Annotated in this window: 15 protein-coding genes; 10 read left to right on the forward strand and 5 right to left on the reverse strand. The window is 45.5% G+C overall.

What is annotated here, in order from left to right:
• Positions 1 to 9 precede the first annotated feature (9 nt).
• From trpCF to K0I73_RS10775, 7 genes are all read left to right on the forward strand, one after another.
• A complete protein-coding gene (gene trpCF / locus K0I73_RS10745) occupies positions 10 to 1,464 on the forward strand; it encodes a bifunctional indole-3-glycerol-phosphate synthase TrpC/phosphoribosylanthranilate isomerase TrpF (RefSeq protein WP_258405174.1) in 1,455 nt (484 codons plus the stop codon).
• A gap of 43 nt (positions 1,465 to 1,507) precedes the next feature.
• The gene (trpB, locus tag K0I73_RS10750) at positions 1,508 to 2,719 is read left to right on the forward strand and encodes a tryptophan synthase subunit beta (protein ID WP_220061134.1); all 1,212 of its coding nucleotides are present in this window, start codon (positions 1,508 to 1,510) and stop codon (positions 2,717 to 2,719) included.
• Positions 2,712 to 3,515 carry a tryptophan synthase subunit alpha gene (gene trpA / locus K0I73_RS10755; protein WP_220061135.1) on the forward strand — a complete coding sequence of 268 codons (804 nt, stop codon included), beginning with the start codon at positions 2,712 to 2,714 and terminating at the stop codon, positions 3,513 to 3,515. The genes trpB and trpA overlap by 8 nt, the downstream gene beginning before the upstream one ends.
• Before the next feature lie 506 nt (positions 3,516 to 4,021).
• Positions 4,022 to 4,324 (forward strand): DUF6482 family protein, encoded by a 303-nt coding sequence (locus K0I73_RS10760; RefSeq protein WP_258405175.1) that lies wholly within the window; start codon positions 4,022 to 4,024, stop codon positions 4,322 to 4,324.
• Between the two features lie 23 nt (positions 4,325 to 4,347).
• Complete coding sequence (locus K0I73_RS10765; RefSeq protein WP_220061136.1) at positions 4,348 to 4,599, forward strand: DUF3081 family protein; 252 nt, start codon at positions 4,348 to 4,350, stop codon at positions 4,597 to 4,599.
• A 22-nt stretch (positions 4,600 to 4,621) separates the two neighbouring features.
• Complete coding sequence (locus K0I73_RS10770) at positions 4,622 to 5,230, forward strand: HAD family hydrolase (protein WP_258405176.1); 609 nt, start codon at positions 4,622 to 4,624, stop codon at positions 5,228 to 5,230.
• A gap of 65 nt (positions 5,231 to 5,295) precedes the next feature.
• Entirely contained in the window at positions 5,296 to 5,808 is a 513-nt protein-coding gene (locus K0I73_RS10775; protein WP_220061137.1) for a CIA30 family protein, read from the forward strand.
• 91 nt (positions 5,809 to 5,899) lie between these two features.
• On the opposite strand, the gene K0I73_RS10780 is transcribed toward K0I73_RS10775, so the two are convergent.
• Complete coding sequence (locus K0I73_RS10780) at positions 5,900 to 7,159, reverse strand: cyclic di-GMP phosphodiesterase (RefSeq protein ID WP_220061138.1); 1,260 nt, start codon at positions 7,157 to 7,159, stop codon at positions 5,900 to 5,902.
• 383 nt (positions 7,160 to 7,542) lie between these two features.
• On the opposite strand from K0I73_RS10780, the gene K0I73_RS10785 reads away from it, so the two are divergent.
• Genes K0I73_RS10785 through xthA form a run of 3 tightly spaced genes read left to right on the forward strand, consistent with a single transcriptional unit; the run spans position 7,543 to position 9,244 of the window.
• A complete protein-coding gene (locus tag K0I73_RS10785) occupies positions 7,543 to 8,088 on the forward strand; it encodes a septation protein A (RefSeq protein ID WP_220061139.1) in 546 nt (181 codons plus the stop codon).
• A complete protein-coding gene (locus K0I73_RS10790) occupies positions 8,088 to 8,387 on the forward strand; it encodes a YciI family protein (RefSeq protein WP_220061140.1) in 300 nt (99 codons plus the stop codon). Before K0I73_RS10785 ends, K0I73_RS10790 begins: the two co-directional genes overlap by 1 nt.
• A 50-nt stretch (positions 8,388 to 8,437) precedes the next feature.
• A complete protein-coding gene (gene xthA, locus K0I73_RS10795) occupies positions 8,438 to 9,244 on the forward strand; it encodes an exodeoxyribonuclease III (protein ID WP_220061141.1) in 807 nt (268 codons plus the stop codon).
• A gap of 95 nt (positions 9,245 to 9,339) precedes the next feature.
• Here the strand turns inward: xthA and K0I73_RS10800 are convergent, their stop codons facing one another.
• The 4 genes from K0I73_RS10800 to K0I73_RS10815 form a co-directional block, all read right to left on the reverse strand.
• Positions 9,340 to 10,788, reverse strand: coding sequence for a methyl-accepting chemotaxis protein (locus K0I73_RS10800; protein WP_220061142.1), 1,449 nt, complete (start codon positions 10,786 to 10,788; stop codon positions 9,340 to 9,342).
• A 77-nt stretch (positions 10,789 to 10,865) separates the two neighbouring features.
• On the reverse strand, positions 10,866 to 11,354 hold the full coding sequence (locus tag K0I73_RS10805) for a DUF1097 domain-containing protein (RefSeq protein WP_220061143.1): 489 nt from the start codon (positions 11,352 to 11,354) through the stop codon (positions 10,866 to 10,868).
• 211 nt (positions 11,355 to 11,565) lie between these two features.
• Positions 11,566 to 13,806 carry a xanthine dehydrogenase family protein molybdopterin-binding subunit gene (locus K0I73_RS10810; protein WP_220061144.1) on the reverse strand — a complete coding sequence of 747 codons (2,241 nt, stop codon included), beginning with the start codon at positions 13,804 to 13,806 and terminating at the stop codon, positions 11,566 to 11,568.
• Positions 13,803 to 14,315, reverse strand: a complete 513-nt coding sequence (locus tag K0I73_RS10815) for a (2Fe-2S)-binding protein (protein ID WP_220061145.1) — start codon at positions 14,313 to 14,315, stop codon at positions 13,803 to 13,805. Before K0I73_RS10815 ends, K0I73_RS10810 begins: the two co-directional genes overlap by 4 nt.
• Positions 14,316 to 14,375: the final 60 nt, after the last annotated feature.

Raw genomic sequence — 14,375 nt, forward strand, 5'->3', positions numbered from 1 at the left:
GGAGTCATTGTGAGTAGTCAAGCAGCGCCATCTCAAAGTAACGAGCTAGCAAAGAGTAACGTATTAACAAAAATCGTCGCAACCAAGGCTGCCCATATCGCGGCGCTAAAAGCTCGATTTCCAGAAGCCTCCCTGCAGCCAAAACAATCTGATCGCAGCCTTTTTGCCGCCTTAAAGGCACCGAATGCAGGCTTTATATTCGAATGTAAAAAGGCGAGTCCATCTAAAGGGCTGATACGAAAAGATTTTAATCTTGAAGCCATTGCTGATGTCTACCAAGATTATGCAGCTGGGATCTCTGTGCTTACCGATGAGCAGTTTTTCCAGGGCGATATGGACTATATCCCCAAGGTGCGTGCTCGAGTGACCCAACCTATTCTGTGTAAAGACTTTTTTGTCGACACTTATCAAGTAAAACTCGCAGCGCATCAAGGCGCCGATGCCATTTTGCTAATGCTGTCGGTTCTCGACGATGAGCAGTACCTTACCCTTGCAGCCGAAGCGAATAAGTATCAACTCGACATGCTGACTGAAGTCAGCAACGAGGAGGAACTGACACGAGCAATCGCCTTAAATGCAAAGATTATCGGCATCAACAACCGTGATCTGCGAGATCTATCGACCGATTTAGCCACCACAGAAGCGCTTGCGCCTCATATCCCAGCCGATCGGGTTGTGATAAGCGAATCGGGGATCTATAACCAAGCCCAGGTACGTCGCTTAAGCCCATTAGTCGATGGCTTCTTAGTAGGTAGTTCGTTAATGGCTGAAGACGATTTAGATTTGGCTTGTCGCACCTTAATTTTTGGCCACAACAAGGTGTGTGGTATGACACGTAGCGCCGATCTGCAAGCGGTTGCTGAGGCTGGCGCGGTATACGCTGGGCTTATTTTTGCGCAGAAGTCACCGCGTTATATCACGCCTGATCAAGCTTTAGCACTAACAAGCACCCAGCGCGCCAATGGTAAATCCCTTAACTTTGTTGGGGTGTTTGTCAATGAAGCGCCGCAGGTGATTAGCGATATCGCAAAATTACTCGACTTATTTGCAGTGCAGCTGCACGGCAACGAATCAGAATATGAGATAGACCAAGTGCGAAAAGCTCTCAATGCTGCTGGCGCTCAAGCACAGATTTGGAAAGCCGTTGCCGTCGATATGGATACAGAATCGCCGGACTCTAGTGTCGCGGTTCCGGCAAATGTGGATCGCGTCCTATTTGACAGCAAAACAGCTCAAGCAAGTGGAACCCAATTTGGCGGCACTGGGCAAACATTTAACTGGCAATTATCACTGCCAAACAAGACACACGCCATGTTGGCTGGCGGCCTAACCGCTGACAATGCCTTTGATGCCGTTAGACAAGGATTTTACGGCCTTGACTTTAACTCTGGACTAGAGAGTAAGCCCGGTATCAAGGCTGATGACAAAATAGCCGCCGCATTTAGTGCTCTTAGAGCCTATTGATCGTCGATAACACCGAATTGAACATGAATTTAAGGAAACACAAATGACTAAGCTCGATCCCTATTTCGGCGAATACGGTGGTATGTATGTACCGCAAATATTGATGCCTGCGCTAAAGCAATTAGAATCTGCATTTATCGATGCGCAGCAAGACGATGCCTTTCAAACCGAATTTAACGATCTACTCAAAAACTATGCGGGTCGTCCGACGGCATTAACCTTGACTCGTAACTTAAGCCCCAACCCGCTGGTAAAAATCTATCTTAAACGAGAAGACTTACTCCACGGCGGCGCCCATAAAACAAACCAAGTGTTAGGCCAAGCCTTACTCGCTAAGCGTATGGGTAAGAAAGAGATCATTGCCGAAACTGGCGCCGGTCAACATGGAGTAGCTACGGCCCTAGCCTGCGCCTTATTGGGACTAAAATGTAAAGTCTACATGGGCGCAAAAGATGTCGAACGCCAATCACCTAACGTATTCAGAATGAAGTTAATGGGCGCCGAAGTGATCCCTGTAACATCGGGTTCCTCCACCCTAAAAGATGCGTGCAACGAAGCGATGCGCGACTGGTCTGGTAGTTACGATAAGGCCCATTATCTGCTCGGCACGGCTGCGGGACCACATCCCTTCCCGACTATAGTACGTGAATTCCAACGCATGATAGGTGAAGAAACCAAGAGGCAGATATTAGAACGTGAAGGACGTCTTCCCGATGCGGTGATCGCCTGTGTCGGTGGAGGCTCAAATGCCATCGGCATGTTTGCCGATTTTATCGATGAGCCCTCAGTACAGCTCATTGGCGTAGAGCCTGCTGGCCTAGGGATCGACACGCCTATGCATGGCGCGCCATTAAAGCATGGGAAGACAGGGATTTTCTTTGGTATGAAAGCGCCCTTAATGCAGGATAAAGAGGGACAGATTGAAGAATCTTACTCTATCTCTGCTGGACTCGATTTCCCCTCAGTTGGGCCACAACACGCCCACCTCGCAGCCACAGGTCGTGCGACCTATGAGTCTGCAACCGATGATGAAGCATTAGACGCATTTCAGTTACTGGCCAGATGCGAAGGGATCATTCCAGCACTTGAGTCGGCCCACGCTTTAGCTTATGCAGTTAAGCTAGCAAAGCAAGCGACCAAGGAAACCATCTTAGTGGTTAACCTTTCAGGCCGAGGCGACAAAGATATCTTTACTGTCGCAGATATTCTTGAGCAAAGAACACCAGCAGCAACACAGGAGAGCGGCAATGAGTAACCGTTATCAAGCACTATTCGCCGCACTAGGGGCCAAACATCAAGGCGCATTCGTTCCCTTCGTGACATTAGGAGATCCTAGTCCCGAGCTGTCACTTAAGATAGTTGATACCTTAGTCGAAAACGGCGCCGATGCATTGGAGCTTGGATTCCCCTTCTCCGATCCGCTCGCCGATGGTCCAGTGATCCAAGGCGCTAACTTGCGCTCACTGGCCGCAGGGACAACACCGACACTATGCTTCGAGATGTTGACAGAGATCCGCACCAAGTATCCAGATCTACCTATTGGCTTGCTGCTATATGCCAACTTAGTCTATGCCAATGGCATAGATAATTTTTATGCTAAGGCACAAGCGGCAGGCGTAGACTCAGTGCTGATCGCCGATGTGCCCGTTGAAGAGGCTGAGCCGTTTATTATTGCTGCAAAATCCCATGGTATAGCGCCAATTTTTATCGCACCGCCAAATGCCGATAGCGATACGCTTAAACTGGTATCTGAGAAAGGTGAAGGCTATACCTATTTACTGTCGCGAGCTGGAGTAACTGGAACCGAATCGAAAGCTGGCATGCCGATTAGCGATATTTTAACGCGCTTGAAGCAGTTTAATGGTGCACCACCCTTGCTCGGATTTGGCATTGCAGAGCCAGAGCAAGTAAAAGACGCTATCGACGCCGGTGCAGCAGGCGCCATTTCAGGGTCCGCTGTGGTCAAGATAATTGCAGCGAATAAAGATAATGCAACTGAACTGTTATCTGCGCTCGCTAAATTCACTCGAAACATGAAAGCGGCCACATAACATCCATTATGGTGAACTGACTTCAAAATCCCCGCATCGCGGGGATTTTTATTACTGACGATGCTTTACCCAGGAAGCCGTAAATGACAGTCAATAAACCGCTGACATTAAAGGCCTGGCATTAAACACCTAGGCAGCAAGCTATTCCCGCCTTCGGTAACACGCGCAATATATAACCTGAGCTCGGGCTAATAAACGTATTTTATTCCGCTAACTGCGTTGGATTCACTTGCGATAGGCAGGATATTGACACCTAGATACGTCTTGTTAGCAAAACAAATGACAAATTTGAGATGAAACAAGCATAAAACGGCTAATTCATCGAGCGTTATGCCATCTCTTAATCCGAATTCAGGCTAAATACCACTGTCAGCCAAAGATTATCGACAAGAATGATCTTAACCTCTAATCATGTCGTACTGATCCCAATGCAAAATTGATCCCCTCAGCACTGGTTTAACCTCACTCTGTCGAGGCCAAAACGGGTAAACCAGGTGGATAAAAGTATGGCGATGACACACGATCAACTAAAGCAAGAATTTAGCCTAAAACAGATGGACCTTACGATTATTAATACTGCAGACTCAACCCATTACCTATCAGGTGGCGAGGATAAACAGGGCAATTTCTATGCGCTAACCGATAAGCAAAATCACCCAATAGCGTATCCCTCACTTGAGCAAGCCAAGACAAAAATGAAGCTGATGGGAGTAAGCCAAGCCACATTTGAGCTAAATACCGCCTATGACGAGATGATCAGGGTAGCGGCAAATAACCAGAGTAAATCCAGCATTAACCTACAGTTTTAAAGCAGCCTAATGGATATCACATTATGATCATTGAGATAAACCTCACAAGAGTGCTTTACGCCTATGGAGCTATCACATCGAAAGGTTCAAAGGGAAACAACACCTATGTTTATCAAGGTGTTACTGCTTGGAGTGATTTTGATGGCTATACTTGTTATATCCAATTCAATAAAGTGACATTGACCTTGTTGTTCCACGGCAAGTATCTACTCGACTATCCAAGCCAATCAGAACTGTCACTGTTTTTAAAAAAGCTAAACAAACTTGCAAGTTAACGCTCAAGTTAACTCTGGAGAGATGATGCAACTGTTTAATAACACTTTTAAAGGCGTCATATTTGACCTCGATGGCACCTTAGTGAGTTCAAGTTTAGACTTCACTGCGCTAAAACTGGCGATCGCTTGTCCACTAGATCGTGATATTTTGACCTTCATAGACTCTCTGCCAGTCGCTCAGGCCAGATCTGCAATTGACATTATTGAGCAAGCCGAACTCATCGACGCAAACAGTGCTACGCGTTTAAACGGAACATTAGCCCTACTCGATTTTCTGTTATTGCAGCAGATCCCGATGGCTATAGTGACTCGTAACAGCCATTTGGCCGCCAAGATAAAAATTGACCGAAATGAGTTACCAATAGAATTAGTCTACACTCGTGATGATGGCCCAGCTAAACCCGATCCCACATGCCTCAATCGAATTGCCGAGTTGTGGCAAATTGAACCGGACAAAATTGCCTATGTTGGCGATCATTTTTATGATGTAGAAGCGGCCAATCGGGCGGGAATGCGATCTGTGCTGCTGAACTTTGATAGCCCCAGAGATCACCAGCATCAAGCAGACTTCGTGTTTCGTGATTTACAGCAGTTACTGCACGCCATTCCCTCAATTTCATTGTGTGCGTAATGAGTGAAATCAGCAGGATTTATTATCTTTTATTCGCATTACCCTTTTTCTGCGTTGGAGCTGAGATGGAACCAATCGATCTACTCAAACAGGACCATTTTGGTCGTTGGAGCATTATCAACGATGGCGTCATGGGCGGACTTTCATGGAGCCAAATAGCAGAGCAAACAAGCAAAGATGAAAGCTACAATTTGCAATTTTCAGGTAAGGTTTCCCTAGAAAACAACGGTGGCTTCGCGTCTACCACACGCCCTATCACAGACGAAGATCGCCAAACCTTAGCCAAGCATAAAGCAACCAAGATCGTGCTAACAACTCAGGGTGATGGTCAGCAATATCAACTACGCCTTAAAACAGAAAATGGCGCAATCACTTATAAAACGCTATTTCATACCCAAAAAGACAAAGTTCAACACTGGTTATTCAGTCCCCAAGAATTTATTGAAACCTTTAGGGGACAAGAGTTCCCAAATAGTGATAAACCCAATTTTGCCAACTTAAGTGATATCGGGTTTCTTATCAGTAATAAACAGCCTGGACCGTTCCAATTACAGATCTTATCGCTGGCGATTCGGTAGAGTTTATCGTGATAAACAGACTCGCCATCACTAGGTTAGAATCATAGGACCTATGATAAGCAGAGTCTTCAACCTAGAATAAACAAAGTCATCAACCTTCGTGAGATAGAAACGCCATGATCTCATCCATATTAAGGTCAAAATCATCGGGTCTAACGCATTTGACGATTAGGTCGTCAGGCATTGACGCTAAATCTATGTGTTCGCAACTTTCAAAACGATTGGGGTTAAGGTGATAAAATGGCTTTACCATTGGCCGTATGGGATCGCTCAAGTTATGACTTTCAACGATAGCCAACCGATTAGACTCAAGTTGCACCAAAGCACCAACCGGATAGACCCCCATACACTTAATAAAGTGATCGACAAGATCAGCATCGAGCTCATTATTCTGCCCCAGCATTCTTAAAATACTAAACGCCTTAACTTGTGGGTAGCCATCTTTGTAACAACGATTAGCGGTAAGGGCATCGTAAATATCACAGATAGAGATCATCCTACCATAAAGGGATATTTCGCTGGCCACCACTCCATAGGGGTAACCCTTACCGTTAAGCTTTTCATGATGTAACCTAGCCACTTCGAGACTCAGCGGACTGATATTAGGTGTCTCTTTGATGATTCGAATAGAGTGACTAGCGTGGGTTTTCATCACCTCAAACTCTTCATCCGTTAAACGACCAGGCTTATCTAATATTTGGGGTGAGATCATAATCTTACCAACATCATGCAAAAATGCCCCAATGGCTAACTCACTTACCACCTCTTTATCCATCTTCAAATAAAACGCAAAGATCGTCATTAGCACGGAAACCGATACTGAGTGTTCTAAAAGATATTGATCTTTATGTCGAAGATTGATCACACAGGCTAGCGCATCAGGGTTATCAAAAATCATTTCAATAGAACGATTAGTGACCTCCTGCACAGGCTCAAGTGATAAGGGCACACCATTTCTAGCATCCAAAAACAATCGTTGTTGAATGGCTTTCGATTCATCAAATAGCTGCCTAGCTTCTCGAACCTCCTCTTTAAACAGAGAACGCTTGAGAGGTTTACTTGGTTTATTTAAGCTGCTGGGTCTTTTTCTCTTCAGCGAGTGTGGTTTACGCGCGGCAGGCTTAAATTCTTGGCGCGTTGAGAAGGCAGGTTTTGACGATACAGGCACGGGCATTTTAGCCTTGGTCGGATCGACTAATAGTTTTTCAACCCCTTTTCGTTTCAAGGCATCAATCACTCTCTGCTCTGAAATCCAAGTCTCGCTAGCCAGCGTAAACTTGTCTTTAGGAACAGTAATATCAACAACATACATACCAACGGTAAGATCTGAAATACTCAGTTCCACGATCATAGTTTTTACCTTGTTCTCAACTAAATACCCAGCAAATCAATCAAAAGCAAATGACCTAAAGCCTTATCGACTAACAAAAGTTACCTGCTCAGCTTAATCACATCATTGATCACGTCACTGATATATTGATGTACAACAATCCCCTATCCAGCCTATAAATCGAATTGACTCCGTAGAGTTACATAGATATTGACTGGCCGTTAAAAGTTGCGCATTCAAAATGTTAATTATTGTAGCTTACCATTACTTAACTAAAACACACGCATCACATAGATAGATTTTAATCACCAAATAGCGACCTCACCCCACTGGACAGCTTTTGCGGCTAAAGTATGCATGCTACACTCGATTAACTTTACCTATTATGTATATGACAAGACCCTATGAAACAACTGCTCGACTTTCTGCCGTTAGTGATCTTCTTCGCTGTATATAAATTTTTCGACATCTATATTGCTAGCGGGGCACTCATCGCCGCGACGGCCTTACAACTTATTGTTACCTATATTTTGTATAAAAAAATCGAAAAAATGCACCTGATCACCTTTGCCATGGTAAGTTTCTTCGGCACACTAACATTAGTGTTTCACGATGATGCCTTTATAAAATGGAAGGTCACCGTTGTCTATACGCTGTTTGCTATCGCGTTGGCTGTCAGTCAATTTATTAATAAACCCATACTCAAGGGAATGCTAGGTAAAGAGCTGATTGTCGAAGACAACATATGGGCTCGAATCACTTGGTATTGGGTGATCTTTTTCGTTGCTTGTGGACTAGTAAACATCTATGTTGCTTTTAGCCTGTCTCAAGAAACTTGGGTTAATTTCAAGGTGTTCGGCCTTACCGCTTTAACATTAATCAACACCGTCATTACGGTAGTGTATCTTTATAAACATATGCCAGAAGAACATAAAAAGGAACTCAAATAATGTGGTACATGATCTCATCTCAAGACATTGAAAATAGTTTAGAAAAGCGCTTAGCCGCTCGTCCAGAGCACCTTGCTAGGTTGCAGGAATTATCAGATGAAGGCCGTTTATTGGTCGCAGGTCCTCACCCTGCTATCGATGATGAAAACCCTGGCGAAGCCGGATTTACTGGTTCTCTAGTCGTGGCAGATTTCGATTCTCTGGAAGCGGCGAAAGCGTGGGCCGATAACGATCCTTATATTGTGGCCGGTGTTTACGAAAAAGTGATCGTAAAACCATTTAAACATGTACTGCCGTAACGCTTTATTTTAATCGTTAATTATTATCATAGTATTAAGGGAACAAGACTTTGAAAATCGTTTCATTCAACATTAACGGTCTAAGAGCTAGGCTACATCAATTACAAGCACTGATAGACAGCCATAGTCCTGATATCATTGGGCTTCAAGAAACCAAAGTCCATGATGAAGCATTTCCCTTATCCGATGTTGAAGCCATGGGTTACAAGGTACATTATCACGGCGGTAAGGCCCATTATGGTGTTGCCATGCTGTCTAAACTCGAACCTGTTAGTGTGCAAAAAGGGTTTCCTACCGACGCAGAAGATGCGCAGCGCCGCATGATCATTGGCACCTTTACCCAAGAAAATGGAAGGCTACTTACGGTTATCAATGGATATTTCCCCCAAGGGGAGAATATCAATCACGAAACTAAGTACCCAGCTAAACGTAAGTTTTATCAAGACTTAATGCACTATCTTAATGAACATCTGCAAGCTGACCAGGATATTGCAATTATAGGCGATATCAATATTTCGCCTGTGGACTTAGATATAGGTATAGGTGAAGTCAATGCTAAACGTTGGCTCAAAACAGGTAAATGCAGCTTTCAACCAGAAGAGAGAGAGTGGCTTAACACCCTGTTAAACTGGGGATTCGTTGATACTTTCCGTAAACTTCACCCTGAGCGCACCGAGCGCTATTCATGGTTTGACTATCGCAGTAAAGGTTTTGATGACAATCGTGGCCTACGGATCGATGTGGTTTTAGCCACACCATCGTTAGCCGAGCGTTTAATCGAGTCGGACATTGACTATGATTTAAGAGGTATTGAAAAGCCCTCGGATCATGCACCGATCTGGAGCTCATTTAAGTAACGCCGTTTTCATCACCATTAAAAAAGGTTCAATAACAGATATTGAACCTTTTTTATTATAATTCATGGGATTATCGTCATCTCAAGCGATATTAATTAGCTCAAACTGTATTGACCCAATATCCCCTCAAGCTCTTGCGAAGATTGCTTGAGTTCAGCAGCCAAGACAACTGAACGTTCAGCGGTCTCCTTAATCGTCTGTGATTGGTCTCGAATATCATTTAACTGCATCGCGATATCCCGTGCCGATACACTCTGTTCTTCGGCCGAAGCAGCGATCTGCGAGCTCATATCAAACACATGATTAATTGAGTCTGCCATCTGGTCGATATCGCCGCCAACGGTTTCAATCGCGCCTCGACCTAACTCTGCTTGTTTAACAATTTCATGGGTGATAGTCGATAACTGCCCTGAGCCTGCCTGCAACCCTTCGATCATAGACTGGATCTCTACCGTTGCTTGTTGGGTGCGTCCCGCTAGGGTTCTTACTTCATCGGCAACGACGGCAAAACCACGCCCTTGCTCACCTGCTCGAGCAGCTTCAATCGCGGCATTTAATGCCAGTAGATTAGTCTGCTCCGAAATACCATTGATCGTCGTTACTACGGCACCAATCTCGGTAGCATTACCCGATAGCGCATCCACAGCGCTCGACGCTGCATCGATCTGTCCTGTGAGTTGACCAATTCGATTCACTGCATCAGAAATTCGCAACTTACTATCAGCCGCTGCAACGGAATTTTGTTTGGTGTGCTCCGAAGTATTGGCTGCATTGTGAGAGACCTCTTCAATCGCAGCGGTCATCTGATCCATTGCAACAGCAACCGTATCGAGGAACTGATGCTGGAACTGAGCCAACTCGTCACTTTGCTGAGCTTGTTGATTAAACTCTTCTGAAGCCTTAGCTAACGTCGCCGCATTATTACCAATAGCTGTGACCATTTCACTCATATTGTCGGCGCTACGATCTATTTCTCTGGCGATTAAACTAAAGTCATCTGTACCGAAAAAGTTCAATCTAAATGAAAGATCTCCATCAGCTAAGCGCTTAATAGCAACATACATATCCCACAAGCCGCCACCAAGAGAAGTAGAGATCCAATAGCTGAGTTGATACAGCGGATATAAAGCGGCTAACGCTATCCAAAACATCCACCAGCCGTCGCTTTTAATTTCTAGTTCCCAAGGCGTCACATCAACGCGATATTGCAGATATTGCCCCGCGACAGGAGCACTCACCGTTATATTTTCGCCTTTGCGGCCCTCTTCAGCTCGAGTCGCTACTTGAAGTCCATATTGCATCGCATATTGACTCAGGGCTTGCCCTTCAAGCTTTTGCTCCTGAGCCACACGGGCATAGGCATCAACACTAGCCTGGGCTCGCGCTAATGAGCCTGCATTTGTATGCTCAGTCAACTGATTGAGGTTCATCAATGCGACAATCAAGGTGATCGCACTAACCATCATGCAGACGACCCAAAACTTGCCATTGAGGCTTAGTTTTATCATCAATGCATCTATCTTTCTAAATTCGATAGCTTTCATGAATACTCACTTATTCTCAAACTAAAATTAGTGAAGACCTGCAATGAAACCTAGGTCAAAGTCACCAAACAGTCCTATTACTCTTTGACTAAACGTAACTTAATGGCAGGTAGGGCTTTATTGGTAAATGATACCAACTGTCCAGTCAGTAGTGTCATACTATACCCCATTAAGGCACCTAAGATCAGTGGCGGTAAGATATTGGCGATATCACCTCCCATCGCAAAAGTGATACAGCAACCAATAAATGCCCCTGGAATAAAGGATAGTTTGTGATAGCTAGCTTGCAAACACATTAAGCTAGTGACAATACCCGTAAGCAGATACCCAACAACGGGGGTTTCAAAAAAGCTGCTACCAGAAATAACCACCCAAGCCCAGAAAACACCCGATAGATTGGTAAACCAACTCATCATCACGCCTTGAAAGCCGATCTTAGGTTGTGCAAAGTAAGTACTACAGGCGAGAAAGCCAATCCAAGTGACTAAATGAAATGTATCGGCGACTCCAGCCCAAACGGCTGCGAGTAAGCCGGCCGCTATCGCGACTTGCCAACGATTTTCCATGTATGACCCCTCATTACATTGGAATATTATTTTTGGTTAAATTACTTCAAAACGATAAACAAAAATAGGATCTAGCCCAAATAATCCAGATAAAATGTTATTAGAGTAACCAAAATGAGGGATTTGTAGTAAAAATACGTAAGAGTGATGGTTAAACCAGCAAGAGACGGTTCTCTTACTGGTTCATCTGCACTTAAATCGATAGAAAATCTTAAATTGATAGCAATTTATTGATCGGTAGCTCTCTTATCCGCAGCCCTGTTGCGGCGAAAATAGCATTCACAAGGCTAGGCGCGATAGGCGGCACCCCGGGTTCACCCACACCAGCGGGTGCGGCATCAGATGCAACAATCAAAGTTTCAATTTCAGGGCATTGTGACATACGCAGTAACGGATAATCATGGAAGTTAGATTGTTCAACTCGTCCATCTTTAAAACTGATCTCCCCCATTAATGCGATACTTAAACCGAACATCACCGCACCTTCTAGCTGTGATCTGACCCGATCGGGGTTCACCAAGGTTCCTGCATCGATTGCAATTACCGATTTGAGCACTTTCAGTTGTTCATCTTTAACTTCGACCAAGGTCGCGGTTGCCACAAATGCAGTAAAACTGCGATGAACGGCAAAGCCCCACCCCTGTCCCTTTGACGGCTTAGGTTGTTTTAGCATGGCCTTTTCTATCGCATCAATCACACCTATAAATCGGGCGACATCGACAGGATGACGACTTAGATCTTCTCCATAATTACCATATTTAAACCCTTGTTCGGCAAACGTCTCTTGTCTGTCTTCGCCTAATAGCTCTCGCCACATCTGCAACGTAGGCAGCTGGCGCTTCTGCGCCAATTCATCAACAAACGAACCTATCCCGAAACCATGCTGGATATTACACACAGATCGCATCCAGCCAATTCGGGTATGTGCACTTGCCTTAACCGACTCACAACGTAAACTGTTAACTGCTAATGGCACATCGACAAACCCCAAATCGAGCTCTGAGGCACTAGGTTCATCAACGCTTGTATTAAAGGTTGAGCTGATACTTGGAAATCCAGTGCGCTGCAATATCGCCTCGACCGATGACGAACTTACTTTCGCTCTAAAATACTGGGCACTGATCGCATGTAAATAACCATTTTGCAGCTCATCTTCCCTGCTCCAACTCACTTTAACCGGTTTACCCGTATGCTTAGCCAATAAAGCCGCCTCGACACAAAAATCGGGTTTCGATTTACGTCCAAATCCGCCACCAAGCAAGGTAACGTGGACAATCACTTGCTCCTCTTTTAAACCTAGCGCCGCAGCCACCGTTTGCTGGGCGCTTTGAGGCGTTTGAGTCGACGCCCATATTTCAACGCCCTCTTGAGTCATTCGCGCCGTTGCCGTGGGCGGCTCCATCATCGCATGAGCAAGATAAGGCACGGTATATACCGCGCTAATGGTATCCTTTTCTGGCCAGTCATGATTCTCGTCGCCTTGCTGACGTACTAGCTTGCCAGGCGCTTGAACCCGAGTCATGAGCGCCTTTAAATATACCTTAGAGTCATGAGTATCATTATCTGATGCGCTCCACTGCGTAATTAACTTTTTGCGCCCCTCGATCGCGCTCCAACTATTGCTGGCAACCACGGCAACGCCGCCTAAGGGTTGAAAACTTGGCGCGCCTTTAGGCACTGGCAATGTGATAACATCGACAACGCCAGCCACCTTTCGTGCGTCAGCATCATCTAGCTGAGTCAGCTGGCTACCCAATACCGCAGGGCGTGAAATACTGGCATATAACATCCCCTCGAGGCGCACATCATAACCATACTGAGCGGATCCAGTTAAGATATCGTCCATATCAACAATACGGTGAGACTTACCAATATGAGTAAATGCCTTGGGGGACTTCAGTTTCAATGTCGCTGCATCAGGTAAGGGTAATTTAGCGGCGGCCATCGCCAACTCACCAAAGGTTATACTGCGTCCCGATGATGAATGGATCACTTTGTTATCGCTGGTTTTTAACTCATTCAATGGCACTTTGAGCCGCTCGCTTGCGGCTTGTTCGAGCATAGTGCGCGCCATTGCCCCCATCTCTCGCATCTTGTCAAAACCACGACGAATGCTGCGTGAGCCGTCGGTGTTCTGACTACCATAACGCTTATCAGCTAATCCTTGAATGACCACCACATTTTCCCAACTGGCACCAAGTTCATCGGCTAACACCTGAGGGATCCCCGTTCTGATCCCCTGCCCCATCTCTGAGCGATGGCAGGTTAAATACACCTTATTATCTTCGCCAATAGCCACAAACAGGTTCAGGCGCGACTCCTCTTGCTGCGCGATTGCCATAGGGCTCCAGCTCAAACCACTGGCACCGAGGGCCAATCCGCCACCAGCCGCACCAAAAAGCTTTAATACATCTCGGCGGCTAAAGTTTTGTACAGCAGTAAATGTACTCATACTTCAACCTCCTGTTGAATACGTGCGTCAGAGCTAGTGCCGGTAATCGCACTAGCCGTTTGACCAGATGCACTCTGGATCGCGGATTTTATGCGAGTATAAGTGCCACAGCGACAGATATTACCTACCATAGCATCATCTATCTGCGCCTCTGTAGGTTGAGGGAATTTAGTTAACAAGGCCGCCGCCGACATCAATTGACCCGCCTGACAATAGCCGCACTGAGGCACATTATGTTGCTGCCATGCCTGTTTGAGATCATCTTGTACTAACCCTTCTATGGTCGTGATCTGTTTACCTTGAATCTGCTTTAAACTGGTTAGGCACGCCCTTGCTGGCTCGCCGTCGATGTGAATGGTACAAGCGCCACATAAGCCTGCACCACAACCAAACTTGGTTCCTGTTAAGCCAACAATATCTCGTATCGCCCAGAGCACGGGCATATTGGGGTCGGCATCCAAACTGTAATCTTTGCCGTTAATCTTCAGTCCTAGTGTGTTATCGGACATCTTGTTCTCCTTGATAACCCTTGCAACGACAGGGATAGCGATTAAATAAATGAGTAGAGC

This window comes from Shewanella mesophila (genome assembly GCF_019457515.1).
GTDB classification, from domain to species: Bacteria; Pseudomonadota; Gammaproteobacteria; order Enterobacterales; family Shewanellaceae; genus Shewanella; species Shewanella mesophila.

Coding starts and splice junctions, on each gene's coding strand:
- K0I73_RS10760 (WP_258405175.1), top strand. CDS start 4,022: ATGGCGATGACACACGATCAACTAAAGCAAGAATTTAGCCTAAAACAG.
- trpB (WP_220061134.1), top strand. CDS start 1,508: ATGACTAAGCTCGATCCCTATTTCGGCGAATACGGTGGTATGTATGTA.
- K0I73_RS10770 (WP_258405176.1), top strand. CDS start 4,622: ATGATGCAACTGTTTAATAACACTTTTAAAGGCGTCATATTTGACCTC.
- K0I73_RS10780 (WP_220061138.1), bottom strand. CDS start 7,159: ATGATCGTGGAACTGAGTATTTCAGATCTTACCGTTGGTATGTATGTT.
- K0I73_RS10785 (WP_220061139.1), top strand. CDS start 7,543: ATGAAACAACTGCTCGACTTTCTGCCGTTAGTGATCTTCTTCGCTGTA.
- K0I73_RS10800 (WP_220061142.1), bottom strand. CDS start 10,788: ATGAAAGCTATCGAATTTAGAAAGATAGATGCATTGATGATAAAACTA.
- trpA (WP_220061135.1), top strand. CDS start 2,712: ATGAGTAACCGTTATCAAGCACTATTCGCCGCACTAGGGGCCAAACAT.
- K0I73_RS10810 (WP_220061144.1), bottom strand. CDS start 13,806: ATGAGTACATTTACTGCTGTACAAAACTTTAGCCGCCGAGATGTATTA.
- K0I73_RS10765 (WP_220061136.1), top strand. CDS start 4,348: ATGATCATTGAGATAAACCTCACAAGAGTGCTTTACGCCTATGGAGCT.
- K0I73_RS10790 (WP_220061140.1), top strand. CDS start 8,088: ATGTGGTACATGATCTCATCTCAAGACATTGAAAATAGTTTAGAAAAG.
- K0I73_RS10775 (WP_220061137.1), top strand. CDS start 5,296: ATGGAACCAATCGATCTACTCAAACAGGACCATTTTGGTCGTTGGAGC.
- K0I73_RS10815 (WP_220061145.1), bottom strand. CDS start 14,315: ATGTCCGATAACACACTAGGACTGAAGATTAACGGCAAAGATTACAGT.
- K0I73_RS10805 (WP_220061143.1), bottom strand. CDS start 11,354: ATGGAAAATCGTTGGCAAGTCGCGATAGCGGCCGGCTTACTCGCAGCC.